26 protein-coding genes are annotated in these 25,066 nt (G+C 36.7%); 18 read left to right on the plus strand and 8 right to left on the minus strand.

Going from position 1 to position 25,066, the window contains the following annotated elements; all coding sequences use genetic code 11:
* Window positions 1-82: 82 nt before the first annotated feature.
* Entirely contained in the window at window positions 83-259 is a 177-nt protein-coding gene (locus LACWKB8_RS09230) for a hypothetical protein (RefSeq protein WP_166484941.1), read from the minus strand.
* 70 nt (window positions 260-329) lie between these two features.
* Between LACWKB8_RS09230 and LACWKB8_RS02990 the strand changes: the two genes are divergently transcribed.
* A complete protein-coding gene (locus LACWKB8_RS02990; RefSeq protein WP_052059644.1) occupies window positions 330-1,286 on the plus strand; it encodes an alpha/beta hydrolase in 957 nt (318 codons plus the stop codon).
* A 231-nt stretch (window positions 1,287-1,517) separates the two neighbouring features.
* Here LACWKB8_RS02990 and rlmD read toward each other — a convergent pair whose 3' ends face one another.
* On the minus strand, window positions 1,518-2,894 hold the full coding sequence (gene rlmD / locus LACWKB8_RS02995; protein ID WP_038521786.1) for a 23S rRNA (uracil(1939)-C(5))-methyltransferase RlmD: 1,377 nt from the start codon (window positions 2,892-2,894) through the stop codon (window positions 1,518-1,520).
* A 122-nt stretch (window positions 2,895-3,016) separates the two neighbouring features.
* Between rlmD and recX the strand changes: the two genes are divergently transcribed.
* On the plus strand, window positions 3,017-3,832 hold the full coding sequence (gene recX / locus LACWKB8_RS03000; RefSeq protein WP_038521789.1) for a recombination regulator RecX: 816 nt from the start codon (window positions 3,017-3,019) through the stop codon (window positions 3,830-3,832).
* Window positions 3,833-3,840: 8 nt separating this feature from the next.
* On the plus strand, window positions 3,841-4,320 hold the full coding sequence (locus LACWKB8_RS03005; RefSeq protein ID WP_038521792.1) for a hypothetical protein: 480 nt from the start codon (window positions 3,841-3,843) through the stop codon (window positions 4,318-4,320).
* Window positions 4,321-4,323: 3 nt separating this feature from the next.
* Here LACWKB8_RS03005 and LACWKB8_RS03010 read toward each other — a convergent pair whose 3' ends face one another.
* Window positions 4,324-4,785, minus strand: coding sequence for a hypothetical protein (locus LACWKB8_RS03010; RefSeq protein WP_038521795.1), 462 nt, complete (start codon window positions 4,783-4,785; stop codon window positions 4,324-4,326).
* Between the two features lie 99 nt (window positions 4,786-4,884).
* Between LACWKB8_RS03010 and LACWKB8_RS03015 the strand changes: the two genes are divergently transcribed.
* Together LACWKB8_RS03015 and LACWKB8_RS03020 are read left to right on the plus strand one after the other, a co-directional pair.
* Window positions 4,885-5,757 (plus strand): hemolysin family protein, encoded by an 873-nt coding sequence (locus LACWKB8_RS03015; protein WP_038521798.1) that lies wholly within the window; start codon window positions 4,885-4,887, stop codon window positions 5,755-5,757.
* Entirely contained in the window at window positions 5,757-7,328 is a 1,572-nt protein-coding gene (locus LACWKB8_RS03020; RefSeq protein ID WP_038521799.1) for a peptide chain release factor 3, read from the plus strand. The genes LACWKB8_RS03015 and LACWKB8_RS03020 overlap by 1 nt, the downstream gene beginning before the upstream one ends.
* A 28-nt stretch (window positions 7,329-7,356) precedes the next feature.
* Here the strand turns inward: LACWKB8_RS03020 and LACWKB8_RS03025 are convergent, their stop codons facing one another.
* Together LACWKB8_RS03025 and LACWKB8_RS03030 are read right to left on the minus strand one after the other, a co-directional pair.
* Window positions 7,357-7,638, minus strand: a complete 282-nt coding sequence (locus LACWKB8_RS03025) for a DUF1827 family protein (protein WP_038521802.1) — start codon at window positions 7,636-7,638, stop codon at window positions 7,357-7,359.
* Window positions 7,639-7,765: 127 nt separating this feature from the next.
* Window positions 7,766-9,967 carry an ATP-dependent Clp protease ATP-binding subunit gene (locus LACWKB8_RS03030; protein WP_038521805.1) on the minus strand — a complete coding sequence of 734 codons (2,202 nt, stop codon included), beginning with the start codon at window positions 9,965-9,967 and terminating at the stop codon, window positions 7,766-7,768.
* A gap of 174 nt (window positions 9,968-10,141) precedes the next feature.
* Between LACWKB8_RS03030 and LACWKB8_RS03035 the strand changes: the two genes are divergently transcribed.
* From LACWKB8_RS03035 to LACWKB8_RS03060, 6 genes are all read left to right on the plus strand, one after another.
* Window positions 10,142-10,324, plus strand: coding sequence for a hypothetical protein (locus tag LACWKB8_RS03035; RefSeq protein WP_038521808.1), 183 nt, complete (start codon window positions 10,142-10,144; stop codon window positions 10,322-10,324).
* A gap of 113 nt (window positions 10,325-10,437) precedes the next feature.
* Window positions 10,438-10,704: a phosphocarrier protein HPr gene (locus LACWKB8_RS03040; RefSeq protein WP_034977366.1), complete on the plus strand. Its 267-nt coding sequence runs from the start codon at window positions 10,438-10,440 to the stop codon at window positions 10,702-10,704.
* On the plus strand, window positions 10,704-12,437 hold the full coding sequence (gene ptsP, locus LACWKB8_RS03045; protein ID WP_038521815.1) for a phosphoenolpyruvate--protein phosphotransferase: 1,734 nt from the start codon (window positions 10,704-10,706) through the stop codon (window positions 12,435-12,437). The genes LACWKB8_RS03040 and ptsP overlap by 1 nt, the downstream gene beginning before the upstream one ends.
* Before the next feature lie 204 nt (window positions 12,438-12,641).
* Entirely contained in the window at window positions 12,642-13,040 is a 399-nt protein-coding gene (gene spxA / locus LACWKB8_RS03050; protein WP_038521818.1) for a transcriptional regulator SpxA, read from the plus strand.
* 107 nt (window positions 13,041-13,147) lie between these two features.
* Complete coding sequence (locus LACWKB8_RS03055) at window positions 13,148-13,855, plus strand: adaptor protein MecA (RefSeq protein WP_038521820.1); 708 nt, start codon at window positions 13,148-13,150, stop codon at window positions 13,853-13,855.
* Between the two features lie 75 nt (window positions 13,856-13,930).
* Complete coding sequence (locus tag LACWKB8_RS03060; protein ID WP_038521823.1) at window positions 13,931-14,770, plus strand: competence protein CoiA family protein; 840 nt, start codon at window positions 13,931-13,933, stop codon at window positions 14,768-14,770.
* Here the strand turns inward: LACWKB8_RS03060 and LACWKB8_RS03065 are convergent.
* Together LACWKB8_RS03065 and LACWKB8_RS03070 are read right to left on the minus strand one after the other, a co-directional pair.
* Window positions 14,756-15,376: a DsbA family protein gene (locus LACWKB8_RS03065; RefSeq protein ID WP_038521826.1), complete on the minus strand. Its 621-nt coding sequence runs from the start codon at window positions 15,374-15,376 to the stop codon at window positions 14,756-14,758. The two genes, LACWKB8_RS03060 and LACWKB8_RS03065, sit on opposite strands and share 15 nt — an antisense overlap.
* An 80-nt stretch (window positions 15,377-15,456) precedes the next feature.
* Window positions 15,457-16,080, minus strand: a complete 624-nt coding sequence (locus tag LACWKB8_RS03070) for a CYTH domain-containing protein (protein WP_038521829.1) — start codon at window positions 16,078-16,080, stop codon at window positions 15,457-15,459.
* A gap of 364 nt (window positions 16,081-16,444) precedes the next feature.
* Between LACWKB8_RS03070 and LACWKB8_RS03075 the strand changes: the two genes are divergently transcribed.
* Genes LACWKB8_RS03075 through LACWKB8_RS03085 form a run of 3 tightly spaced genes read left to right on the plus strand, consistent with a single transcriptional unit; the run spans window position 16,445 to window position 18,757 of the window.
* A complete protein-coding gene (locus tag LACWKB8_RS03075; RefSeq protein WP_038521832.1) occupies window positions 16,445-17,074 on the plus strand; it encodes a GTP pyrophosphokinase family protein in 630 nt (209 codons plus the stop codon).
* Window positions 17,074-17,880 (plus strand): NAD kinase, encoded by an 807-nt coding sequence (locus LACWKB8_RS03080; protein ID WP_038521835.1) that lies wholly within the window; start codon window positions 17,074-17,076, stop codon window positions 17,878-17,880. Before LACWKB8_RS03075 ends, LACWKB8_RS03080 begins: the two co-directional genes overlap by 1 nt.
* Window positions 17,867-18,757 carry an RluA family pseudouridine synthase gene (locus tag LACWKB8_RS03085; protein WP_038521838.1) on the plus strand — a complete coding sequence of 297 codons (891 nt, stop codon included), beginning with the start codon at window positions 17,867-17,869 and terminating at the stop codon, window positions 18,755-18,757. The genes LACWKB8_RS03080 and LACWKB8_RS03085 overlap by 14 nt, the downstream gene beginning before the upstream one ends.
* A gap of 50 nt (window positions 18,758-18,807) precedes the next feature.
* Here the strand turns inward: LACWKB8_RS03085 and LACWKB8_RS03090 are convergent, their stop codons facing one another.
* Window positions 18,808-19,839: a lactonase family protein gene (locus tag LACWKB8_RS03090; protein ID WP_038521841.1), complete on the minus strand. Its 1,032-nt coding sequence runs from the start codon at window positions 19,837-19,839 to the stop codon at window positions 18,808-18,810.
* A 169-nt stretch (window positions 19,840-20,008) separates the two neighbouring features.
* On the opposite strand from LACWKB8_RS03090, the gene LACWKB8_RS03095 reads away from it, so the two are divergent.
* The 4 genes from LACWKB8_RS03095 to LACWKB8_RS03110 all read left to right on the plus strand — a co-directional run bounded on the left by LACWKB8_RS03095 (window position 20,009) and on the right by LACWKB8_RS03110 (window position 25,066).
* Window positions 20,009-22,765 carry a cation-transporting P-type ATPase gene (locus tag LACWKB8_RS03095; protein ID WP_038521844.1) on the plus strand — a complete coding sequence of 919 codons (2,757 nt, stop codon included), beginning with the start codon at window positions 20,009-20,011 and terminating at the stop codon, window positions 22,763-22,765.
* Window positions 22,766-22,845: 80 nt separating this feature from the next.
* Window positions 22,846-23,226, plus strand: coding sequence for a PTS glucitol/sorbitol transporter subunit IIA (locus tag LACWKB8_RS03100; protein ID WP_038521847.1), 381 nt, complete (start codon window positions 22,846-22,848; stop codon window positions 23,224-23,226).
* 13 nt (window positions 23,227-23,239) lie between these two features.
* Window positions 23,240-24,466, plus strand: coding sequence for an AI-2E family transporter (locus tag LACWKB8_RS03105; protein ID WP_046326906.1), 1,227 nt, complete (start codon window positions 23,240-23,242; stop codon window positions 24,464-24,466).
* 42 nt (window positions 24,467-24,508) lie between these two features.
* Window positions 24,509-25,066, plus strand: coding sequence for a tRNA (cytidine(34)-2'-O)-methyltransferase (locus LACWKB8_RS03110; RefSeq protein WP_038521850.1), 558 nt, complete (start codon window positions 24,509-24,511; stop codon window positions 25,064-25,066).

Here is a 25,066-nt window from a genome sequence, read left to right on the forward strand (position 1 = left end):
TGGTCATAATTTGTATCCCATAAACTGAAATTTTTTGGTCATTCTGACTTATGTATATGGGAATACTACGACCATGAATATTTTATACCAATTTAATAAATTTGTCTTTGGTTAGTGGCTTTTTGCCCGGAATAAATAGGCAAGCTGTACTGGTAATCTTTACTTTTGCCAGCGGAATTGCCTTTTGGTCAATAGTTAGGTACAAGTTAGTTTGGTTATTTAAATCGTTGGTTAATTGTAAAAAGTCAGTTAATCGCATTTTATTATTCCTATACAAATTAAAAATGTTATACTATAAGATATTATTTTAGTAAGGACGGCTTAACTAAGTGAAAAAATTAAAACATAAAAAGTTGTGGGTGTCATTAATTGTTATTATCTTACTAGTATGCTTGCTGTTTACGGGAGCTGGCTACTACTTTTTCACAGTAGCATGTGTTCCGGGTGAAAAAAGCTTTTTATCATCGTCCAGCAAGGTGATCAAGAAATCAGACCCACTTTACCGTGAAAAAATCTGGTTTAAGAAAACCGCAAAAGAAAAGTGGTACATGACTTCGGCTGACGGTAAATATAAGTTAGATGCTAATTATATTCCTCATAAAAATTCTAGTAAAACAGCTATTGTTTTGCCGGGTTATATGGATACCAAAGAAGATATGGGTGAATATGATGCCTTGTTTCACGAATTGGGCTACAATACTTTAACACCTGATCCGCGGGCCCAAGGCAAGAGTGAAGGAAATTATATCGGTTATGGTTGGCCAGAAAAAGATGATGTCAAGAAGTGGATTAATTATTTGTTGCAAAAGACTGGTAAGCAGCAACAAATTGTAGTTTATGGCTTGAGCATGGGTGCGGCAACTGCCATGATGACCAGTGGTCTGAAACTGCCTCAGCAAGTTAAAGTATTTATTGAAGACTGCGGCTATACTAGTGTTAAAGACGAAATTGAACACGAGGCAGGAGTTTTATACAATATGCCTGCCTTTCCACGTTTTCCTTTAGTTGAGATTTTAAGCGGCATTAATAGGCTGAAAGTTGGCTACTTTATGGGTAATGCCTCCAGTGTAAACCAATTACATAAAAATCATCGGCCAATGCTCTTTATTCATGGCAGTCGTGACAATTTTGTACCTACTAGAATGGTCTATCCTAATTATAAGGCTACTAAGGGGCCAAAGGAAATATGGGTTGCACCCAAAGCTAAACACGCCAAGTCGTTTTCAAAACACCCCAATGAATACAAAAAACGGGTTGCAACATTTTTAGCTAAATATATCAAATAGATTACGCTTTATGCTTGCTAGCGCTTACATGTATCTGTTAAGATAAATGTGTGGTTAAGGTTATCATATTTTCTATCTCCATAATTTGTTTGTTGTCTAATCTTAAATGGCAAGCTCAAAAAAGTTTATTTAGTTTTATACAAATGATTATTTGCTTAAAATCGCGAATTTTAAACATTTAAACCTAATCCACTAAAAAATAGTTGTCGCAATTTGCGGCAACTATTTCATTTATCTTAAAGTTAACTTAACAACACATTCACAGCGCGGTGTTTGCGGCAACATGTCTACATTTTCTATTAGCCTGACATTATAGGCCTCGCTTAATAAAACTAAATCCTGCGCCAAAGTGGAAGGGTTGCAAGAGATGTAAACAAAGGTTTTAGGCTTAACCTTCAATAAGGTTTTGATTAAGCTTTTAGCTAAGCCGGTACGTGGGGGATCAACAATTAATGCGTCAATCGGCACGCCATTGTTGGCTAATTCAGGTAAAATTTTTTCTACGCTGCCCTGAATGTAATTAGCATTTTTAATATGGTTGAGTTCCACATTATGGTTTGCATCAGCAACTGCCTCAGGGATGGTTTCAATACCAATAACCTGCTTGACCTGATCAGCTGCTAAAATTCCCAGTGTGCCCACACCACTATAAGCATCAATCAGAGTTTCTTCAGGCGTTAGGTCTAAGAATTTGAGCGCTCTTGAATAAAGGGTAATGGTTTGTACTGGATTTAATTGGAAGAAAGCTCGTGGTGACAATGCAAATTTTTTGCCGAGAATTTCATCAGTAATCTGATTTTTGCCGGCCAATTTAGTGGTTTTGTTGCCCCAGACTTGCGGATTACGCCAGTCAGTTTCATTTTGATAAACACTGACTACGTTAGGAAGCTGCATAATTTCTTGGGCCAGCTGACTTAGGTTTTTAATACTGCGACCGACAGTAATTAGTGTTACCTGAATTTCACGGGTAGCATGTGCTTGACGCACCACGATTGTTTTAAGACCATCAAAATGCCGGTAAGGATCAGCTATTTTAATGTGCATCTTCTCTACCAGATTTTTGATTTTGCGCTCAGTTTCTTGAGTGTCTTTATTTTGAGTGGGCATTTCCGGCAAATCAAACAGCTGGTGTGAATTGGGGGCAAAAAGACCTAGACTTATTTGACCGTGATTTTGTTCAATTTGATATTGCGCTTTGTTGCGATAATGCCATTCTTCAGGTGCAGGAATAGTTTTTTTAACTTTATATTTGTGATAACCGCGGGGATGGTATTTTTCAAGAGCTTCTAGAACATTATCTCTTTTAAATTCAAGTTGTTTTGGATATGCTAAATGAGCAAGTTCCAGTCCGCCAATTGCGGGGTCAACATTATTAGGGAAAGCAACTCTATCTGGACTTTTCTCCTTAATACGTACCAGTTCGGCATCAATGTAGCGCGGATATTCTTTAATAATCTTGGCTACTACCACTTCGCTTGGTAAAGCACCTGGTATAAAAATGATTTTCTTGCGGTAATAACCAATTCCTTCACCATTAATACCAAGTCTTTTGATGGTAATAATAATATCTTTATCTTTTTGTTTCTTTTGATTAAAATTCTTGTACATAGTTTTCTTTCTACAATAAAATAGTAAATGTTAACAATTTATTGTACTCCCAGAAAAAAGTATTTAGCAAGAATGAGCAAAATTTGCTAGCATGGAGTTGATGAGTAGAAAGGTAAATTATTATGCCAATTATTACTAAAGTTAGCAGTCAAAAAAGACCTGGACGCTACAATATTTTTTTAGATGGCACATACTCTTTTTCTGCCAGTGAGCAAACAGTGGCTGAGTTTATGCTCTTGAAGGGTCAGGAATTAACTGAAGAACAAATTGTGGCAATTAAACAGTTTGATGCCGGTGCAAAGGCAACTAATATTGCGACAAATTATTTAAGTTATGAACCCAGAACAGTTTTTGAGGTTTTACAATACCTTAATAAACACGACATTGACAATGAGTCGGCGCAAGCAGCAGTCAGTCAGCTAACAGAAATGGGCTTTTTGGACGACGCCAAGTACGCCCAATTACTGGTTAGACAAAATTTGCGCATTGGTACTGATGGACCAATTGGTATCAGTAATAAGTTGAGGCAGAAGGGTATTGCTCCGGAAATAATTGACAATACTATAGCTGAAATAGCTGATGATGACTGGTTTAAGCCGGGTGAGAAGGTCCTTAAATCTATGAAAAGTAAAGTGGGGAAATTTTCCAGGCGCGAGCTTGAACGTAAAATGACAGCCAAGTTATTAAGTCATGGCTTTTCTAGTGCTCTTACCAGTGAAATAATTGCTCAAATTAATTTATCGCAAAATGACGAAGATCAAATAGAAGCATTAAAAAAGCAGGGGATAAAAGCGTATAAACGGTTTCGTCGTTTGCCTGAAGGTCAGAAACAAAACAAAATACGCAACTATTTATTTACTCACGGCTTTACCACTAGCGAAATTGATGCTTTTCTAGCTGGTGAGATTATTCCCTTAGCTGAATTAGATGAATATTAGGAGATTTTATGAAAAAACTGCAAAAAAAAGTAACTTTTGTTGGACGCCCTTTTCCGGACCAATTAATGGATGAACAAAAAACTTTCACCGAATCAAATATGGCAATGGAACAAGACCAGACTTTTCTGAATTTTATTGCCCAGAATAATTTAAATAATACTCGCAGTAGTTTGGTGGTTTTTGGTCCTGAAAATTTTATGTACTGGTACGGGGTAATTGCGCCAAACGAGATTGAGGTTCCGCGAGGATTAATGAAATTTGTGCTGCCTGAAACCCAAGTAGCAGTTGAGGAAAAGGATAATCAGAATATTTCTTTTTTTAGTCAACCCTTAAATATAGTAATTTCACAATTTTTAGCTACTGTGGCAGATACAGGAATTAAAATTTATCAAAATCCCGGCGATAGTTTAACCCCTTATATTTTGCAAAATTTAGATTTAAAGACAAAAAAACTGACCCAAGAACTATATCTTGAAGACAGTCTTTAACAGTTAGTGTTGTTTAGGATCAATTGACAGGTTGTCATACTCAACATAAGCGCCCAGACAAGTTGATAAAAGCATTACCAGCATCACAATTCCCGCTGATTTACCCACTATTTGATCTAGGGTTAAAAATTCACGTACGACAAAAGTGGCTGCAAAACAAAGAATAAAATCTAAGATTACATTGGCAACTTGTAGAAAATAGCGCCGTCTAATGCTGAAAAAGCGTAATAATTGTTTTAACAAGCCATCATCTATTTCAACGGCTAACAAGTCAACTGGTCTTTGAATCGTGGCTTTGATGGCAAACATTATTAAAGCACCCACTATAGCGCCAATGGTAGTGCGGAAAAGATCGGCTGAATGCAAAACAAGAGCATCGTAGCCAATGCCAATAATAGTTAAACTACATAAATAAGGAATTAAAAGTAAGAACGTAAAAACAAGTATGACATGACTTTTTTTCATGGTAAGACCTCATTTCTTACGTGCTATTCTAACATATTGTTTGTGTACATGATATAATGTTGATATTTAATACGTTATTTTAAGAAAGAGAGCAAAAAAATGACTAGCGACCCTGAGAAGGGGAATTTATTCGAGCGTTTCAAAAATAAATTTTCCCCTACAAATGATGAAGAAACAAGAGAACATTTAATTTCAGAAATTGAAGATTTACATCAGCAGAAAAAAATCAATGATAACGAATTTTCAATGTTAAATGCAGTTTTGGATTTTCAGGGACGGATGGTACGTGAAGTAATGGTTCCGCGAATTGATGCTTTTATGGTTGATTGCCAGGAGAGTTTGCAGGATCATCTTAAGGAAATACTGCGTGAACCATATTCCAGAATACCGGTTTATCAACACGATAAGGATAAAATAGTAGGCATCATTCATATTCGGACGGTTTTGCGTAAAGCTTGGGAGAAGGGCTTTGACAAAATTACTTATGATGACGTTATGAATCCACCCCTCTTTGCCCCAGAGACAACTGAACTTAGTGATTTGTTGTTTGAAATGCAGCAGACGCAGCAGCAATTGGCTATTTTGACGGATGAGTATGGTGGTGTGGTTGGTATTGCTACAATAGAAGATATTATTGAAGAAATAGTCGGTAATATTGATGACGAAGTAGATCAAACCGAAGTTTTGGTACACCAGATTGCCCCTAATAAGTATGTCATTTATGGTAAAATGCCTCTTGATGAATTTAATGAAGAATTTGGTACTGATCTGGAAATGGAAAATGTAGATACCATTGCAGGTTATATGATTACCAAATTAGGCATAATTCCAGCCAAAGGAGAAAAATTAGCGGTTAAATTGGATAACGGCATGGTTTTGACAACTAGAAGGATGATGCGTTCAAGACTGATGACTGTTTTACTAACTATACCTGAGGAAAAACCAAAGAAGAAAGAAGAACAAAATACTTAATGAGTAATGAACTATTAGATAAGGTTAAAAAAAGAAGAACATTTGCTATTATATCGCACCCGGATGCAGGGAAAACTACGATAACGGAGCAAATGCTTCTTTTTGGTGGCGTAATTCGTAGTGCAGGAACTGTTAAAGCTCGTAAAACTGGTCACTATGCGACTAGTGATTGGATGGAAATCGAAAAGCAACGTGGTATTTCCGTTACCAGTTCAGTTATGCAGTTTGAGTATCAGGGAAAAAGAATTAATATTCTCGATACTCCCGGACACGAAGATTTTTCCGAAGATACTTATCGAACCTTAATGGCGGTCGATTCCGCGGTTATGGTCATTGATTCGGCTAAAGGTATTGAACCGCAAACCAAAAAATTATTTAAGGTGGTTAAGCAAAGAGGAATTCCGATCTTTACTTTCATGAATAAGCTAGATCGTGACGGCAGACCGCCACTTGATTTGATTGCGGAACTTGAGGACCTGTTAGGTATCGAAGGCGTAGCCATGAATTGGCCTATTGGTTCTGGCCAAACGTTGGCAGGTTTATATGATATTGCCAACAACCAAATTGAAATGTACCACAAAGATGGACCTGACCGCTTTTTAGCACTTAATAAAGAGGGTAAGTTGCCTGCTAGTGAACCATTTAGTCAAAATCCGCAATTTCAGGATACTCTGGGAGAAATTGAATTAATTAAAGAAGCTGGTAACCAGTTTGATCTTGCTAAAATTGTTAAAGGAGATCAAACCCCAGTATTTTTTGGCTCTGCCTTAACTAATTTTGGAGTTGAAACATTTTTAAAGAGCTTTGTCAAGCTTGCACCTTCACCTGCCAGCCATGAAGTTAATGATAGCGAAAATTTAGCCCCAGATGATCAAGATTTCTCCGGTTTTGTCTTTAAAATTCAAGCTAATATGAATCCTCATCACCGTGACCGTATTGCATTTGTCCGTATTGGTAGCGGTGAATTTAAAAAGGGACTGGATGTTACTTTGGCTCGTACGGGTAAACCGATTCGCTTGAACAATGCAACTGAATTTATGTCAAGTGAAAGAATGCAGGTTTCGGATGCCGTGGCAGGTGACATTGTCGGATTATATGATACGGGTAATTTTCAAATTGGTGATAGTATTTATGCCGGTAAGCGCAAGATTGTTTACCCTCCGCTACCGGAATTTACACCGGAGTTATTCGTCAGAGTCACTGCCAAAAATGTGATGAAGCAGAAGTCGTTTCATAAGGGAATGGTGCAACTGGTTCAAGAAGGAGCCATTCAGTTATACCAAAATTATCAGACTGATGAATATATTTTAGGTGCTGTGGGACAACTGCAATTTGAAGTTTTTAAATTTAGGATGAAGAATGAATATAATTCCGATGTGGAGATGACAAATATTGGTCACAGAGTTGCACGTTGGATTGATCCTGATCAGCTTGATCCCGCTATGGCTAATAGCCGTAACCTTTTGGTCAAAGACCGCTACGGTCAACCATTATTCTTATTTGAAAACCAATTTGCTGAGCGCTTCTTCCGGGATAAGTATCCTGACGTGAAATTAACAGAAAAGCTCTAAATAAAAAACTGGCATTAAGCCAGTTTTTTTATTTATCAATGTGAATTTCAATCACATGTTGACTTTTGTCAAAAGTTAAAACATACGAAGGATTTTTTTGTTTAACTAATCGTTCAATTACAAAGTCTGTTTCATCTTTACGGACGCGTCGATTGTGGTTTTCCAAGACAATCCCGATAGCTTTATCACTTTCGGTGTATATAACAGAAGTATTGCCTAGAGAATATACTTTAACATAATTTACATTAGTGGTATTTAGTTGACTATGAACAAGGTCCCGATAACTATTGGTTACATCTATCAAATGCATGGATTTCACCCGTTTCTTCTAGTAGCTCTTTTTTATTTAGTATACAACTAATCATAACTTTTTTCTTTAAAAAAAAGCATGATTATCATAATTTGCAATAATCATGCTTAGTGAAAAATTAATTTAACTAATTATTTTCGGTGTTAACCTCGGTATCACCGATATTTTCATCATTACTAATCACAATTTTGCCATCAGCTACGCTAGCTAATAAGCGCTTAGCTGCAGGATGATCCAGTTTATAGTCTGCCACTTTGTCTTCAATTTCTTCTTGAATAGTTCTCCTAAGAGGTCTTGCACCCATAGCAGGGTTATAACCTTCTTCGACCAACTTGTTCTTTGCTTCATCACTAACAGTAATCTGTAAACCTTGGTTTTTAACCATATCGTTGACTTCTGTTAACATCAAATTGACAATTTTTACTAAGTCTTCCTTAGTTAATTCGTTAAATTCGATTACATCATCCAGACGGTTGAGAAATTCCGGCTTAAAGAACTGGCTCATTGAACTTCTTGCTGAATCAGGCTTATCATTAGCATTTTCAGCAGTAAAGCCGACACTGGTATTTTTAATACCCTGGCCCGCGTTAGAAGTCATGATGATAATAGTATCCTTAAATGAAACCGTTCTTCCCTGTGAATCAGTTAAACGACCGTCATCAAGTATTTGTAAGAACAAATTCATAACAGCAGGATCAGCTTTTTCGATTTCGTCAAGCAGTATTAGGCTGTATGGGTGACGACGTACTCGTTCAGTAAGTTGTCCAGCTTCTTCATAACCAACATAACCCGGAGCAGAACCGATCAATTTAGAAACAGAGTATGACTCCATGTATTCAGACATATCAAACCGAATTAAAGCATTTTCTGAACCAAACATTTGTTTAGCCAGTTGTTTGGCAAGTTCGGTTTTACCAACTCCCGTTGGTCCTACAAAGAGGAAGGAGCCGATTGGTCTACCAGATTTGTTAAAACCGATCCGATTCCGGCGAATTGCCCGCGCCAACTTGTCAACGGCTTTGTCTTGACCGATAACATGCGCTTTAAGATTTGGTGCCAAGTTTTGTAACTGGTTTTCTTCCTGCTTTTGCAAATCTCCAACAGGGATACCAGTCTTTTCTTCGACAATCTTGTTCATAATCTTACTGGTGATTACCGGAGATTTATCTGGATCAACTTTTTGATCCTTCATTTTATTATATTTTTCAATTTGGTCGCGGTAGTATGCGGCCTTTTCGTAGTCTTCATTCTTTAATGATTCCTGCTTTAATTTTTGCGCTGCTTCAATCCGTTCCTTCATTTTTTCTTTATCAACATAAGGAATGGTTAAATTCATTCGTGAACCAGCTTCATCGAGTAGGTCAATGGCTTTATCAGGTAAAAACCGGTCTTGAATGTAACGCTCAGACAATTCTGCAGCAGCTTTGATCGCATCATCAGTATAGTGAACGTGATGATAATCTTCGTAGCGCTTTTGAATACCTTTTAAAATACGGATGGTTTCAGCTACTGATGGTTCTTTGACATCAACTGGTTGGAAACGTCTTGCTAAAGCAGAATCTTTTTCAATTTCCCGATACTCTTTTAACGTGGTAGCGCCAACTAGTTGCAAATCACCACGGGCGAGGGCTGGTTTAATGATGTTGCCGGCATCCATTCCGCCTTCGGCATTGCCTGCACCAACGATTTCATGAATCTCATCAATAAAGAGAATAATATCATCATGGCCTTGTACTTCTTTAAGTAGTTGCTGCATACGCTGTTCAAATTGACCGCGAATACCTGTACCTTGAACTAAAGAAACTACATTTAGTGATATGATTCTTTTATCTTGCAGCTTGGCAGGTACCGAGCCATCGACAATTTGTTGGGCCAAGCCTTCGACTACAGCTGTTTTACCGACACCGGCTTCACCAATTAAGACTGGGTTGTTTTTAGTTCTGCGGTTCAGAATTTCTATCACGCGCGCAATTTCTTTATCACGGCCAATTACTGGATCGATTTTGCCTTTTCTTGCTAGAGCGGTTAGATCTGTTCCGTACTGATCAAGCAGTGACCGACCACCGCCAGCACCATTATTGCCGTTAGCGTTGCCCGGACCACCAGTACTCATTCTAGGATCCCCTGGGTTACCAGCGTTGCCATTATAGTTGAAGAAATCGCTGAGATCGCCGAAGAAGCCGTTATTGTCATTGTTCATATTAATATTTCCTTGTTGTTTAAGTTGTTGATAACATTGTCCACATAAATTAATTTCTCGACGCTGTCCATTAACTTCTGCAAAAAGGTGAATGGAGGCTGGTCGTTTTTGACAGTTTTGACAAAGCAATTATATTACCGCCTTTCATATCAATTTACTAAATTATATAATTAGCACTCGCAATAATCAAGTGCTAAAACTTATTTCTTATTATTTGTAAGTAGCTTAAATATGATAAAATAATTCTAGGCAAAATCAAAAAAATTGCTGTAATGATATCGGTTTAAAAAAAGCGGTGGTAAAATGGATTATCAAAAAATTTTAGAGCAGTTGGCAAATGGGGAACTTGATCATTATGAAGTTGACCCGCAAAATGCTTTTGAATTTCAAGCTGCATTAAGGTCTTTTGGCAAAAGGCAAAATATAACCGGAAAGGCTTTGAGGGGCGGTAAAATAATTTATTCGCAAACCAAGACTGAAGTTTAATGATGTAAACTGTTACATTTATGTTGTCTAATTCACAAAAAAATGATAGTCTAAGTAAGCGAATAGGTATTTACTACCGGTTTGATTTTTTGAATTCAAAGGAGATATATATAATGGAAAAACGCGATTTTCATGTTGTTGCAGAAACAGGTATTCATGCTCGTCCAGCTACATTGCTAGTACAAGCTGCTTCTAAGTTTGGTTCAGATATCAACTTGGAATACAATGGTAAATCAGTTAACTTAAAGTCAATCATGGGTGTTATGTCACTTGGTGTTGGTAAGAATGCTGATGTTACTATCAGTGCTGATGGTGATGATGAAAAAGATGCAATCAATGCTATTTCTGAAACAATGAAAAAAGAGGGTTTGGCTGAATAATGACCAAGACATTAAAAGGAATTGCTGCAAGTGATGGTATTGCTGTAGCACCAGCTTATCTCTTGGTTGAACCAGATCTTTCATTCACCAAAGCCACAGTTAGTGATGTTGATAGTGAATTAGCTCGTTATAAAGAAGCAATTTCAGTTTCTACTGCTGAAGTTGAAAAAATTCGCGATAGTGCGAAGAAGAGTTTAGGTGAAGATGAAGCTCAAGTCTTTGAAGCTCACTTAATGATTCTAAATGATCCTGAGTTTACGGGTGCAATTGAAAATGAAATTAAGGAGCAGAAGGTTAATAGTGAAGCTGCTCTTGATGAAACTGCGCAAAAATTCATTACAATTTTTGAAGGCATGACTGATAACGAATACATGCAGCAGCGTGCAGCTGATGTTCGCGATGTTTCTAAGAGGATCATGGCTCATTTACTGGGTAAAGAATTACCAAATCCAGCTTCTATTGACCATGAAGTTGTAGTGGTTGCTCACGACTTAACCCCTAGTGATACGGCTCAATTAAATAAGAAATACGTTAAGGGCTTTGTTACAGACATTGGTGGTAGAACTGCGCACTCAGCAATTATGGCACGTTCTTTGGAATTGCCAGCAGTTGTCGGTACAGATTCTATTACCAAAGATGTTCAAAATGGTGAGACTGTTGCAGTTAACGGTCTTAATGGTGACGTGATTGTAGATCCAACTGATAGTCAAATCGCTGATTATAAGCAAAAGAGTGCTGATTTCTTAAAGCAAAAGGCTGAATGGGAAAAATTAAAGAATGAACCTTCTGTCACAGCTGATGGCAAGAAGTTCACAATTGCTGCTAATATTGGTACGCCAAATGATATGCAGGGTGTAAATGATAATGGTGCTGAAGCCGTTGGATTATACAGAACTGAGTTCTTGTATATGGATTCAAAAGACTTCCCGACTGAGGATGAACAATTTGAAGCCTACAAGGAAGTTATTGAAGGAATGCACGGTAAACAAGTTATTATCAGAACCATGGATATTGGTGGCGATAAGCATCTTGACTACTGGGATTTGCCAGATGAAATGAACCCATTCTTAGGTGTGCGTGCTATTAGACTTTCACTTCAAAATGAAGAAATCTTCCGTACACAATTAAGAGCTCTTTTGCGCGCATCAGCTTATGGTAAGTTGGGAATTATGTTCCCAATGATTGGTACTTTAGGCGAATTACGCAAGGCTAAAGCAATTTTGGCAGAGGAGCAAGAAAAATTAGCAGCTAAAGGCGTTAAAATGGGTTCTGACTTAGAAGTTGGAATGATGATTGAAGTTCCTGCCGCTGCTGTTTTAGCTGATCAACTTGCTAAAGAAGTTGATTTCTTCTCAATCGGTACTAATGACTTGATCCAATACACAATGGCTGCCGACCGTGGCAATGATAATGTTTCTTATCTTTACCAACCAGCCAACCCATCAGTTTTACGCTTAATTAAGCACACAATTGATGCAGCTCATGAAAATGGCATTTGGTGTGGCATGTGTGGTGAAGCAGCTGGAGACAGCACAATGTTCCCAATCCTGCTTTCAATGGGATTAGACGAATATTCAATGAGTGCTACTTCAATTTTGCGCATTAGAAGTTTAATGAAGAAGTTGAACACTAATGATATTAAAGAATTAGCTAATAAAGCTTGTTACGTTTCAGAAACTGCTGAAGAAAATGAGCAGTTAGTTAGTGACTTAATGAAAAAAGTGGACAAATAAATATTGATTAAAAAAAGGATACATTCATAAAAATTTAATGTGTCCTTTTTTAATTTCTTTAATCTTTCTTGGTAAAAAAGTCATAGAATATTCACTTTTAAAAATTACCATAAAATTATAGTTAGTTATGGAAAATCTACTTACAAAAAAGAAGTAGTATGCTATAATAATTTAGAAGACTAATTCTGAAGGAGCGTGAAATATATGGTCAATTTATATATATCTCCGAGCTGTACATCATGCCGTAAGGCAAAGGCTTGGCTAAAAAAACATGACATTCCTTTTAAGGAAAGAAATATTTTTTCTGAGCCTTTAACTAAAGAAGAGCTTTTACAAATTTTACGTATGACCGAAAATGGTACTGAAGAAATTATTTCTACGCGTTCAAGAGCATTTCAACAATTAAAAGTAAATCTTGATGACTTGTCAATCGATCAACTACTTGACTTGGTTGAAAAGAATCCAAGTCTTTTAAGACGTCCAATAATTATGGATGACCGTCGACTTCAAGTTGGCTATAACGAAGACGAGATCAGACGCTTTTTACCTAGAAAAGTCCGTCGTCTTGAACTTGAAGAAATGCAAAAAATTGCAGATCTATAAAATTCATGAAAGTTTAAAATAAAAGCGTTAGTTTTTAAACTAACGCTTTTATTTTATTGGGAAAGTACGCTACAATAGAACAAAGAACCTGATGGAGGTGAGAACTCATGCAAGTAGATCATATTAACGACAACACAATTCGCGTGAGAATAGGTAAAAAAGAACTAGCTAATCGTGGACTTAAAGTTTTAGATTTACTGGGCGATAAAAATAAAATTCAACATTTCTTTTATTCGATTTTGGACGAAATAGATACTGATCACTCATTTAGTCAGGATGCGCCGGTTACTTTTCAAGTAATGCCTAATAATGGTGGACTTGATTTACTTATCACCAAAGTAACAGATAAAGATCGGAATAATTTAGCCCAATTATTTGATAATGATACCGCTAATAATGGGAAGAACAATCAAGATTCACGGAGATCTTTTCTTGATCTGGAAAATGAAGACGAAGGAAATAGTGAAGAAGATACTTCTTCTACTCCTAAGGGTAAGAAGGAATTTTGGAAGTTACAGAAGAAACAGGGATATTGTTTCAACGATCTTAATCAAGTAGTGGAACTGGCTGATAGTCTGTTAGCTGCTGATTTAGAATCCAGTCTTTACTTTGAACGAGGAAAATTTTACCTTGAACTGACATTTACTGATACTGATTATGCAGAAATCAAACCTGCCGACGCATGGGCGATTGCAAATGAATATGGTATTAAGGTTAAAGCAAATGAAATGGCTCGCGTACGTATCAATGGCAAGCGGATAATTGCACATGATGCTTTAGGTTGCTTGCGCCATTATTTTAGCAAAATTAAATAGAAAATATTTTTAATTAGATAGAAGGGCAAGAATTAATTCTTGCCTTTTTTGCGTACTTATTTTTAGGTGATAAAAATGTACGCAGCTTTGTTGAATAATGTCTTAGTATTAGCTGTTGATGAAGCGCAAAAGCAGCAAAATAAAAATTTAAGTCAAAAATATTTTTGCCCGCATTGTCAAAGAGAAGTGCAATTGGTAAACAAAAAAGAGGGGTCATATTTTAAGCATCTTGCTCAAGTGATTAATATGTCTGGGGAAAATAAAGAACATGCTCTAAGTAAAGAACTGCTTTATACAGCTCTTAGAAAAACGCATTTTGATGCACAAATGGAAGCTAGTTTAGCAAATGGGCAATTGCGTGCTGATATTTTGGCCAGCCCAAAACTCGCTTTTGAAATTCAATGTGCTCCTCTTAATAAATCAGAATTTCGTCACCGCCACTTGCTTTACCGGCATTTAGGGGTGAAAGACATTTGGATTGTAGGTAAGAGGCACTATTTAGAACAAAATTTAAAAAAGTCGCAACTTATTTTTTTTCGCAATAATCAAGCATGGCAAGATTATTATTTAGAAATTAATCCGCAACAAAAAATATTGCGCCTTAAATATAACGTCTTATTAGAACCCATTACGAATAAACTTCATTATCAAATACAAGTTTTTAATTTAAATCCAGTTGGATTAAGAAATTTATGGCACTTTCAGCCAGATTTACAAAAATATCAGGTGAACTCGCAAAAGCAAAAAGAGTACCTGCAATTACAACTTGCGCAAAAAAGTTTAAAAGGCCTGCAAATAGCAGAAAAATTATACAAAAAGCGGCAAACCATTGAAGATTTGCCGCCTTGGGTTTTTCAAAATTTTCGCGCTATTAACACTTGTGATAATATCACCAAGTATTTAAATCAAACGTAAGTGTCTAATAGGATAGTAATTGCTTTTTTCTTCATTGATACAGCCGTTACTTTTAAAAAGCTTAACCAGTTTATCATGAGCTAATATTCCTTCCAGCATAATGCCGCTGTAATTACCACTTTCATTGAAAATAATTGTAGTCGGAATATTTCTCACATTAAATTTACGAACTAATTTTTTGTCTTGGAAAATTGAATCGTCAATATAGTGGGCAATCCTGCGATCATTTATGCGATTAAAATTTAAGTTAAGGTCACTAGCAACTTGTCTGGGCAAATCTTCAGAGTATTTATTAAAGTCTTCGCTCATTGCTCTTTGCAGGGCAACTAAATAAGCGCGTGCCTTTTTGTTACCGTATTCAAGTTTAATTGCATGATAATGACGTAGCGCCTGAAAAGACGCAATGGTATATTGCGGTATATCAGTAATTCTTTGACCAGCTTTTTTTCTTCTAATGATGTCTTCTTTAATAACTTTAGCATTTATTACGGGAACAAAATGATAAGAAGAATTAATATTGAGTTCATCAATTGCATCTTTAATTAATGTCTCTGTGTTATAGCAATAAATGCCAACAGGATTCACAAAGAGAAAAATCTCAAACATGATCAGGCTCCTCCAAAACTGATTATTATGTACAACTCTATCAAATACCTATCCTTTGAACAAAAAACATACCTTCTCTATCATATTTTAACACGATGAATGTAAGCGCGTGCAATTTTTGCTCGATTGGTATTGCTTTTGGTTTGAGTAAAACCATATTCTTTCTTTAGCTTATCCAAAACCACGCTAATTGTTTGAGGGTTATTATTTTCTATTTCAAGTTCAAAATCTTCATAGCCGTCGGGATAGGTACTGTCATCAAAGGTCAGCTCACAATTTTCAGGACCATTTGCAAGTATGCGGTGCGTTTTACTATAGGTTTGCAAATTTAGTTGCAGATTATGGTCAAAGTGCTGGTTTAAATATTTACCAGCGCTGTATTTAAAGGTAATGTGCTGATTATTAAGACCATTTTTGACATAATCCTGGGCTTCTTTTAGCGAAAGATTATCATTTATTTCAATCGCCTCATGAAATTTATTTTGCAATGGATTTTGATGAGGCACTTTGAGCGTTTGTTCAGCCCGATCAGAAAAAATACGGATACGGCAACTGATTCTACTTTTTTTGAGTAATCTATTGCTGGTATCGAAGTAATAATTTTCTTGGTTAAAACTTTCTTTTACTGTAAAATCACTACACAGCTTTTGGAAAATTTCTTGTGGTAAAAGTATTTTTGCTTCTATCTCGGTATTTTCTGCCATTAGTACTACTCCATTCTTTTTATAAATATAAAAAGTGTCTATAAAGTATTTTGTACACTTCACTACGAAAATTCAAAATTTAACTCTGAAAAAAATAAATAAATCGAGTAGGTATTCCGCAAATTACTATTCTAATACGATTTCTGATAGAAATGCTATAAGAGTACATATTTGCTAAAATTAATAAATTTATCATAATCTTAAAAGGTTGATTGTGCAAGGAATAAATCCTATGGCTAAAGAAGTTTTTGGAGTTGTGTATAGCTCAAAAAGGGCAAGAATGCTTAAACAAGGTAATCCTATGAAATTGCTATCATATATTTTATGTTAAAATGGATATGCTGTTGAGAAAGGAATTATTTCTATGAATTTTGATTGGGATAATTTTTTATGGCCTTATGATGAGGCCGTGCGAGAATTAAAGGTGAAGTTTCGTTCTTTGAGACAAAGTTTTTTGACTCAAGGTGAACATTCACCGATCGAATTTGTGGTCGGCAGAGTTAAAACTGTTGATTCAATTAAAGAAAAAATGCAAAGGCGTGTTATCAGTCCGGATGTGATTGAGACTGACATGCAGGATATAGCAGGGATACGAATAGTTTGTCAATTTGTAGATGATATATATAAAGTAGTAGACTTAATCCATGAGCGGGATGATATGGAAGTGATTGAAGAACGAGATTATGTTCAAAATGCTAAGCCTTCCGGTTATCGTTCTTATCATATGGTGATTTCATATACTGTCTATTTACCTACTGGATCAAAAAAATTGTTGGCAGAAATACAAATTAGAACTTTGGCAATGAATTTTTGGGCAACTGTTGAGCATACTTTAAATTATAAGTACCAAGGCTCTTACCCCAAAGATATTTCCCAAAGGCTAAAATCCACTGCAGAAACAGCCTATAAACTTGATGAAGAAATGTCTTTAATTAAAGATGAAGTGCAAGAGGCTCAGAAGGTTTTTACCAAAAACAAGGGTAAGGAAAAATAATGAGAATTACAATTGCCCATAACACTAATCAAGAAACTTTAAAAGTGGTAGCGCATTTGCGGAAATTATTAGAAACGAAAAAAGGGGTAGTTTTTGATGCCAAATACCCTGATGTGGTTATTACTGTTGGCGGTGATGGAACCCTAATTAATGCTTTTCATCGTTATGAAAATCAAATAAGCTCAATTCGTTTTATTGGCATTCATACTGGTCATCTTGGTTTTTATACTGACTGGCAAGGCCCTGATGTTGATAAGATGGTGGATGCACTGTTTTTACGAGAACCAGAATCGGCCGCTTATCCATTGCTTGATGTAAAATTACTGACTGAAGCTGGCGAAAAAAAGCACTTTTTGGCGTTAAATGAATCTGCAGTCAAACGGATATCCCATACACTTGAAGCCAAGGTTTATATAGATAACCAGCTGTTCGAAAATTTTCGCGGTGATGGTCTATGTATTTCTACGCCGACCGGGTCAACCGGCTATAACAAGTCAATTGGCGGGGCGGTGATCCATCCTCGGTTAAAAGCGCTGCAAATGGCTGAAATAGCTTCTATCAATAATCGTATTTTTAGAACACTATCTTCACCCATTGTACTTGCGCCAGAGCAGTGGATTACAGTAGTGCCCAAGGCTGATCATTTTGTCATGACTGTAGACGGGCGCCGCATCAATGTCCGTAATGCTAAGAGAATTGATTATCGTATTTCTAGCAAAGAAATACATTTCGATCGTTTTGGACATACTCATTTTTGGTCACGGGTTCAGAGTGCCTTTATTGGAGATGAAGATGACAGTATTTAAAGTTTTGGTACAAGATAAAGCCCCCAAAAAATTAGGGGCTTTTTTATTGAAAAATGGTTTTTCAAAAAGAGCTGTCAATAATGCCAAAAATGCTGGCGGTTTATTGCTGGTCAATCACAAAAGAAGATATACAAATTATCTTTTACATACCGGTGATGAAGTTATTTTCGTGCCGGGCAAAGAAAAGGATAATCCCTGGCTGGTCCCTTCACAAAAACCAGTGGATATTATTAAAGAAACTGATAATTATTTAGTGGTTAATAAACCGGCTGGTATTTTATCCATACCCTCACGCTATGATGATAATGCAGTTGTTAATCAGGTTTTAGGCTATTTTGCTCAAAAAAATGAGCGTGGTGTCAAACCGCATGTTGTTACTCGCCTTGATCGCGATACGTCAGGTTTAGTTCTAATTGGTAAAAATGCTATTGCCCATGCACGTTTTAGTCAAATTCCTAAAACAGACTTTGTCAAAAAATATCATGCAATAGTTCACGGTAATTTTACTCAAAATGAACTGGCTGGCATAATTGATCAGCCAATTGGGCGGAAGGGAACTGCAATAGTGCGCTGTATTGACCCTGAAGGTAAGAGAGCCAAAACCGCTTATCAGGTTATTGCACAACGACCTGGTGCCAGTTTAGTTGAATTACGGTTATTTACCGGGCGGACGCATCAGATTCGTTTACACATGCAATATATTGGTCATCCTCTTTTTGGCGATCCCTTTTACGGTATAGAAGATGATTTTAGCCGGCAGGCACTAAGCTGTTTTTATTTGGAATTCCCAGATCCTTTTAATCCTGCCAAAAAAGTACAAATTGCGATCGCAGATGCATCGGATATGATGAAATTGTGGCAGAGCTTTAAAAAATGATAATAAAAAAGGTTGTCTCTAAATAGAGACAACCTTTTTGTTTTCCTAAATTATTCACTGAAAAGTACGCGTGTACCCTCAGGGACAAAAATATTTTTTTGGATAGGAGTAAGACAGCCATTTTCAGCGTCACGAGTATATAAAGTAGCATTATCAGTATTTTGATTAGTAGCTACCACGTATTTCTCGCTCTCATCCCAGTTAAAGTCACGCGGAAATTCTCCAAAGGTTGAAATCCTTTGCCGTAATTGTAAGGTGTGATCAGCATTAACGGCGAAAACCGTAATAGTATCGTGACCCCGATTTGAAGTATAAATAAATTTGCCATCTCGGCTAATTTTAATTGCTGCTGAACCGTTATGATCTGAAAAATCATCGGGGATTGTTGAATAGGTGGCAATATTTTTAAAATGCCAGTTAGTTTCATCAATTGCTACCAAATTGATCTTGCTTGAAAGCTCACCCACAACGTAAAAGTAACCACCATCAGGACTAAAAACGATATGACGGGTGCCAAATCCAGGCTCATTTTGATATTTAGCCAAGTGTTTTAGTTTGTTGTTATTGAAACTATAAAAATCAACACAGTCATTGCCTAAATCACAACTCACTAAGTTGCCTTGAGGGGTTTCGTCAAAAAAGTGCGGGTGGGGGCCATCTGCTTGTTCTGGACAAGGACCAAGTGTGTCAGCTGTGTGGGTTACTGAATCTAAATAGGTCAAACTACCATCTTGATCGTAAGAAAAGACAGCCAGAACAGCAGTGTGATAATTTGCTGTATAAAGCAGTTTTTTGTTTCTGTTGATCCCGATATAAGCTGGTGATGAACCAGGGGTCAAGTATGAATCTTTTTCCGTATATTGACCATTGACTAATTCAAATGAACTAATGCCGCCTTTATCCCCAGCATTGTTAATAGTAAAGATGAATTTGTCATCTTGTACGAAATAAGTTGGTCCACCAACCTTAATTACTTCTTTAGCAGGCCCCATTTGCATTTCCAGGCCGTCTGCTTTTTTAAGCGGCAATTCATAGATTCCTGTGGCCTTTTTCTTGGTATACCCGCCAATTAATAATTTCATGTTTGAAAAGCCTCCAATTTAATTTATAATTGTTTCAATAATTAGTATAGCATGACATGCAATTGTAAAAATTTTGAACAGCTCAACATATATAAAAAGTGTTAAAGTATGTTGTCAGTTATATTAGTTACTATAAACAAAAAATATGAATTTAAGAGGTATGTTGAAAATGGATGAAAATAAAATTCGGGAGCTTTATGCCAAGAATGATATTTCTGAAGTTTATACTAATCTTCACTCATCTTCTGCAGGTCTGACTTCTGCAGAAGCAACCGCAAGATTAGAAAAATACGGTCGTAACGAAATTAAAAAGTCGCAAGAAGAATCAGAATGGAAAGCATTTTTTAAAAATTTCATCAGTATGATGGCAATTTTATTATGGATTTCTGGTTTAGTTGCTATGTTTAGCGGAACAATAGAGCTGGGAATTGCAATCTGGCTGGTTAATATTATTAACGGTCTCTTTAGTTTCTGGCAGGAGCGAGCAGCTAAGAGAGCGACAGATGCTCTGAATAACATGTTACCGACCTATGTTCAGGCCATACGTGATGGCAAAAAAATACAGATTGATGCTAAGGAATTAGTTCCGGGCGATGTTTTCATTCTACAAGCTGGTAATGCTATTCCAGCTGATGCCAGACTAATCACTGCTAATTCCATGCAAGTAGATCAAAGTGCTTTAAACGGTGAATCTGTTCCAGAATCTAAGACAACGGATTATGCTCCTGGAGAAGGCAGCTATGCGGAGACCGACTTGGTCTACTCCGGCACAACTGTTGGGTCTGGGACAGCACGTGCAATTGCTTTTGCCACGGGAATGAATACTGAATTTGGTAAAATTGCCCAGTTAACACAAAAGCAGAATAAGGTAGATAGTCCTTTGACTCAGGAACTCAACCGCTTAACTAAGCAGTTATCCTTGATTGCTGTTTCGATTGGTATCGTCTTTTTGATCGCTGCCATTTTCTTTGTTAAGTATCCGTTTGCTAAAGCATTTATTTTTGCTTTAGGGATGATTGTTGCGTTTATCCCAGAAGGATTATTGCCAACTGTTACTTTAAGTTTGGCTCAAGGGGTTAAGCGCATGGCTAAAAAGCATGCCATAGTTAAGGAATTAAACTCTGTTGAAACTCTGGGAGAAACTACGGTTATTTGTTCTGATAAAACTGGAACTTTAACTCAAAACCAAATGACTATCCACTATTTGTGGACTCTTAAAAATGAGTATAGAGTTACTGGTAATGGTTATGTGAATAACGGGCAAATTGAACTAAACGATAAACAGCTTTGGTACGAAGAAAACCCAGATTTACATAAACTGGTACAAATTGCATCTTTAGATAATGATACTGCTGTTCAGCCAAGTAAAGTAAGGGGCGGAAAACCAAAGATTTTGGGAACGCCTACCGAGGCTTCTTTAATTATTATGGCTGAAAAAGCCGGCTTTGATCGGCAAAAGGTTTTGGTCAAATACCCCCGTTTACGTGAATTACCGTTTGATTCTAACAGAAAGCGGATGTCTACTATTCATCGCTGGAATGATCACCAATATATTATTTTTACTAAAGGCTCATTCAGTGATGTGATCAAACAATGTGATCAAGTTCAGGTTGACGGTAAAATTCGGGAAATGACACCTGATGATAAGAAACGTGCTCAACAATATAATGCTGAATATGCTGCTAAAGGTTTAAGAAGTATGGCGATGGCTTATAGAATTGTTGACAAAGTAGATACCGATGTCACTAAGTTAACCATCGAGTCAGCTGAACAGCACTTAGTGTTTGTTGGACTTACCACTATGAGCGACCCGCCACGTCCAGAGATATACAATGCAGTCAAACGTTGCCACGAAGCAAAAATCAAAATTATTATGGTTACGGGCGACTCGAAATTAACTGCAAAATCTGTTGCAGTGCAGATTGGTCTAACTTCTGATAAAGCTCGGGTTATTTCTGGTGACGAACTAGAGTCTATGAGCGATGCTGATTTACGTGAGGCTTTAAAAGGCGAAGTTATTTTTGCCAGAGTTGCTCCTGAACAAAAATACAAAGTTGTTAAAACATTGCAGGAGAATGGCGAAATCGTCGCGTCTACCGGTGACGGAGTTAATGATGCTCCTGCATTAAAACAAGCGGATATTGGTATTGCAATGGGTTTGTCTGGTACTGATGTTGCCAAAGATGCGGCCAATATTATCCTAACAGATGATAACTTTGCTTCAATTGTAGCCGCAATCGAAGAAGGTAGAGCTGTTTATAGTAATATTCGCAAATTTTTGACCTATATTTTAACTTCAAACGTACCTGAGGCCTTTCCTTCAATCTTGTTCCTGTTTTCAGGAGGCGCAATACCACTGCCAATGACTGTTATGCAGATTCTAACAGTCGATTTAGGAACGGATATGCTTCCAGCATTGGGATTAGGCGAAGAAGCAGTTGATCCTGATGTTATGAAACAAGCACCGCGGCAGCGCAACGAACACTTGCTTAATAGAAGCGTCATTATCAAGGCATTTTTATGGTATGGTTTGATTTCCAGCGCGATTTCAGTCGGAGCTTATTTCTTCGTCAATTTTCAAAATGGGTGGCCACAAAATCCGTTAGCCGCTAGCGGCCAAGTTTACATGCGTGCTACTACTATGGTATTAGGGGCAATCATTTTTACGCAAATCGCCAACGTATTGAATTGTAGAACAAACAAGGTTTCACTTTTCAAAAAAGGCTTGTTTAGTAATAAGAGTATTTGGTTTGGCATCCTTTTCGAAATTCTTTTATTCTTTTTATTAACGGTTACTCCAGGATTGCAACAGTTATTTAATACTACTAGATTATTACCTGTTGACTGGATATTCCTATTTTGTTTACCAGTACCGCTGGTCATAATTGATGAAATAAAGAAATGGCTTTTATACCATCAAAAATAAAGAAGTCACAAAGAAAACCGCTTATATATTAGTTAAGCGGTTTTTGTTATGCTAAAATTAGAGCTTAAGGAGAGCAAAAAATGAAGTGGACAGCAACTATTACAAAAATTGGTAAACAAGCTATTGAACCTAAGGGTAATATGGTGATTTTATTTGGCGAAAATGTTACTCCAGAACTGGTAGACGTTTCCGTTATTCAAAAATTCGATCCTCAAACCCCTTTAGCTAGTTTTATTATGAAAAAAGGCGACACAATTACAATTGATGGTCAAACCTATGTGGCCGATTTTGTCGGTGCCATGGTTACCAGTGATATGCGCGCTTTGGGTCATGTCACATTATTTTTTAATCAGAAAAAGTCTAAAAATCCTTTAGCAAATGCCGTATATTTCACAATAGAGGATAAGCAGACAATACCTGAATTTAAAATTGGCGATGATATTGTATATGAACACATTTGATTAGGATGATTTGATGGACTACGAGAAAAAACATAAAAAGAGAACCATCTTTCAAAAATGGTTTTTAAATAACAGATTTAGTATTGCTTTACTAAATATTTTGTTGTTCTTCCTTGTAATTTGGTTATTCAACAAAATTTCATTTGTTCTTAACCCGGCAAAAGTTTTCGTGAGTGCAATTTTACCACCACTGATGCTGGCTTTAATTCAATTTTATATTATGAACCCGCTGGTAGACATTTTAGAGCGGAAATTTAAGGTGCCGAGACTGATTACAATCTTGGGACTATTTATTCTAGTGGCAATTTTATTGGTTTGGATTGTGAATACTTTGCTACCAATAGTTCAAAGTCAAATTAATTCTTTAATTGTACATTGGCCGCATATTTGGAAAGATGCGACCAACGCTGTGCAAGATGCACTAAGCAATCCACAACTACATAGTGTGAAGGGCAACATTAACGATGCTATTAATCGTGCACAAGATATGCTCTTTAAGTCAGGTCATGAGGCAGTCAATGCGGCGTTAAGCAACATTTCGTCAGCAATTAGTGTTGTGACTATTATCGTTATGACTTTACTTACCGCACCTTTTATTCTGTTTTTTATGTTAAAAGATGCTCATAACTTGCGCCCATACTTAATGCAATTTGCTCCAAAGCGCTGGCAAAAAAGTTTCGGTGAACTTCTTTACGATATTAATACTGCACTGGCATCTTATATTAGGGGACAGCTTACTGTTGCCTTTTGGGTCGGAGTCATGTTTGCCATTGGTTACAGTATCATTGGCCTACCGTACGGCATTGCCCTTGCAGTTTTAAGCGGTATTCTTAACCTTATTCCATATTTTGGTACTTTTATTTCCTTTATACCTGTAATCGTGATTGCTATCATGCTTTCTGTACCAATGGTAATTAAAGTTTTGGTTGTTTTTGCAATCGAACAGACCATTGAATCAAGGGTTATTAGTCCTTTGGTAATGGGAAACAAGATGGAGATGCACCCGGTAACCACTATTTTATTATTAATAGGTTCAAGTTCTGTTTGGGGACTTTGGGGCGTCATCTTTGGTATCCCAATTTATGCTATTTTAAAAATCATTATTTTACGTGTGTATAATTACTATCGTAAAGTTTCACAAGTTTTTAGAGAAGATGAGGTTGAAGAAACTGTACCAGTGATTTCTGATAACGACAAAAGTGTCAACGGCGATCAAGCTGAAAAAAAGTCTAAAAAATAAGTTAGGCTTTTAGTGAATTTTTGGTTAAGGAGAAGAAAGAGATTGACAAATCACGTAGTTTTATATGAACCACTAATGCCTGCAAATACAGGTAATATTGCCCGAACATGTGCTGGAACTAATACTGTTCTTGACCTGATTGAGCCCCTAGGGTTTCAAATTGATAATAAAAAGATGAAACGGGCCGGACTAGACTACTGGGATAAAGTAGATGTTCGGCTACATGATGATCTTAACGCTTTTTTAAATCAACTTGGCCCCAATGATGAAATGTACCTTATTTCCAAGTTTTCATCTAAGAATTACGCACAAGTTGATTATACTGATCCCGCAAAAAATTATTATTTTGTATTTGGCAAAGAAACTACTGGTTTACCAGAAACGTTTATGCGAGAATATTATGAACGCAATTTGCGCATCCCGATGTCCAATAATATTCGTTGCTATAATCTAGCTAATTCAGTGGCAATTGTTTTACTTGAAGCTTTGCGGCAGCAAGGTTTTCCTAATTTGGAAACTTCTCATCATTATGAAAATGATAAGTTGAAGGACAGCTATAATCGCCCTGAACGCTATGAACGCAATTTAGGAGGAAAATAA

The sequence above is a fragment of the Lactobacillus sp. wkB8 genome, from assembly GCF_000761135.1.
GTDB lineage: Bacteria > Bacillota > Bacilli > Lactobacillales > Lactobacillaceae > Lactobacillus > Lactobacillus helsingborgensis.

Coding starts and splice junctions, on each gene's coding strand:
- LACWKB8_RS03075 (WP_038521832.1), top strand. CDS start 16,445: ATGAATTTTGATTGGGATAATTTTTTATGGCCTTATGATGAGGCCGTG.
- LACWKB8_RS09230 (WP_166484941.1), bottom strand. CDS start 259: ATGCGATTAACTGACTTTTTACAATTAACCAACGATTTAAATAACCAA.
- LACWKB8_RS03005 (WP_038521792.1), top strand. CDS start 3,841: ATGAAAAAACTGCAAAAAAAAGTAACTTTTGTTGGACGCCCTTTTCCG.
- LACWKB8_RS03095 (WP_038521844.1), top strand. CDS start 20,009: ATGGATGAAAATAAAATTCGGGAGCTTTATGCCAAGAATGATATTTCT.
- LACWKB8_RS03040 (WP_034977366.1), top strand. CDS start 10,438: ATGGAAAAACGCGATTTTCATGTTGTTGCAGAAACAGGTATTCATGCT.
- spxA (WP_038521818.1), top strand. CDS start 12,642: ATGGTCAATTTATATATATCTCCGAGCTGTACATCATGCCGTAAGGCA.
- LACWKB8_RS03025 (WP_038521802.1), bottom strand. CDS start 7,638: ATGCATTTGATAGATGTAACCAATAGTTATCGGGACCTTGTTCATAGT.
- LACWKB8_RS03090 (WP_038521841.1), bottom strand. CDS start 19,839: ATGAAATTATTAATTGGCGGGTATACCAAGAAAAAGGCCACAGGAATC.
- LACWKB8_RS03015 (WP_038521798.1), top strand. CDS start 4,885: ATGACTAGCGACCCTGAGAAGGGGAATTTATTCGAGCGTTTCAAAAAT.
- LACWKB8_RS03065 (WP_038521826.1), bottom strand. CDS start 15,376: ATGTTTGAGATTTTTCTCTTTGTGAATCCTGTTGGCATTTATTGCTAT.
- LACWKB8_RS03105 (WP_046326906.1), top strand. CDS start 23,240: ATGGACTACGAGAAAAAACATAAAAAGAGAACCATCTTTCAAAAATGG.
- LACWKB8_RS03085 (WP_038521838.1), top strand. CDS start 17,867: ATGACAGTATTTAAAGTTTTGGTACAAGATAAAGCCCCCAAAAAATTA.
- LACWKB8_RS03055 (WP_038521820.1), top strand. CDS start 13,148: ATGCAAGTAGATCATATTAACGACAACACAATTCGCGTGAGAATAGGT.
- LACWKB8_RS03060 (WP_038521823.1), top strand. CDS start 13,931: ATGTACGCAGCTTTGTTGAATAATGTCTTAGTATTAGCTGTTGATGAA.
- LACWKB8_RS03035 (WP_038521808.1), top strand. CDS start 10,142: ATGGATTATCAAAAAATTTTAGAGCAGTTGGCAAATGGGGAACTTGAT.
- recX (WP_038521789.1), top strand. CDS start 3,017: ATGCCAATTATTACTAAAGTTAGCAGTCAAAAAAGACCTGGACGCTAC.
- LACWKB8_RS03080 (WP_038521835.1), top strand. CDS start 17,074: ATGAGAATTACAATTGCCCATAACACTAATCAAGAAACTTTAAAAGTG.
- LACWKB8_RS03020 (WP_038521799.1), top strand. CDS start 5,757: ATGAGTAATGAACTATTAGATAAGGTTAAAAAAAGAAGAACATTTGCT.
- rlmD (WP_038521786.1), bottom strand. CDS start 2,894: ATGTACAAGAATTTTAATCAAAAGAAACAAAAAGATAAAGATATTATT.
- ptsP (WP_038521815.1), top strand. CDS start 10,704: ATGACCAAGACATTAAAAGGAATTGCTGCAAGTGATGGTATTGCTGTA.
- LACWKB8_RS03070 (WP_038521829.1), bottom strand. CDS start 16,080: ATGGCAGAAAATACCGAGATAGAAGCAAAAATACTTTTACCACAAGAA.
- LACWKB8_RS03100 (WP_038521847.1), top strand. CDS start 22,846: ATGAAGTGGACAGCAACTATTACAAAAATTGGTAAACAAGCTATTGAA.
- LACWKB8_RS03010 (WP_038521795.1), bottom strand. CDS start 4,785: ATGAAAAAAAGTCATGTCATACTTGTTTTTACGTTCTTACTTTTAATT.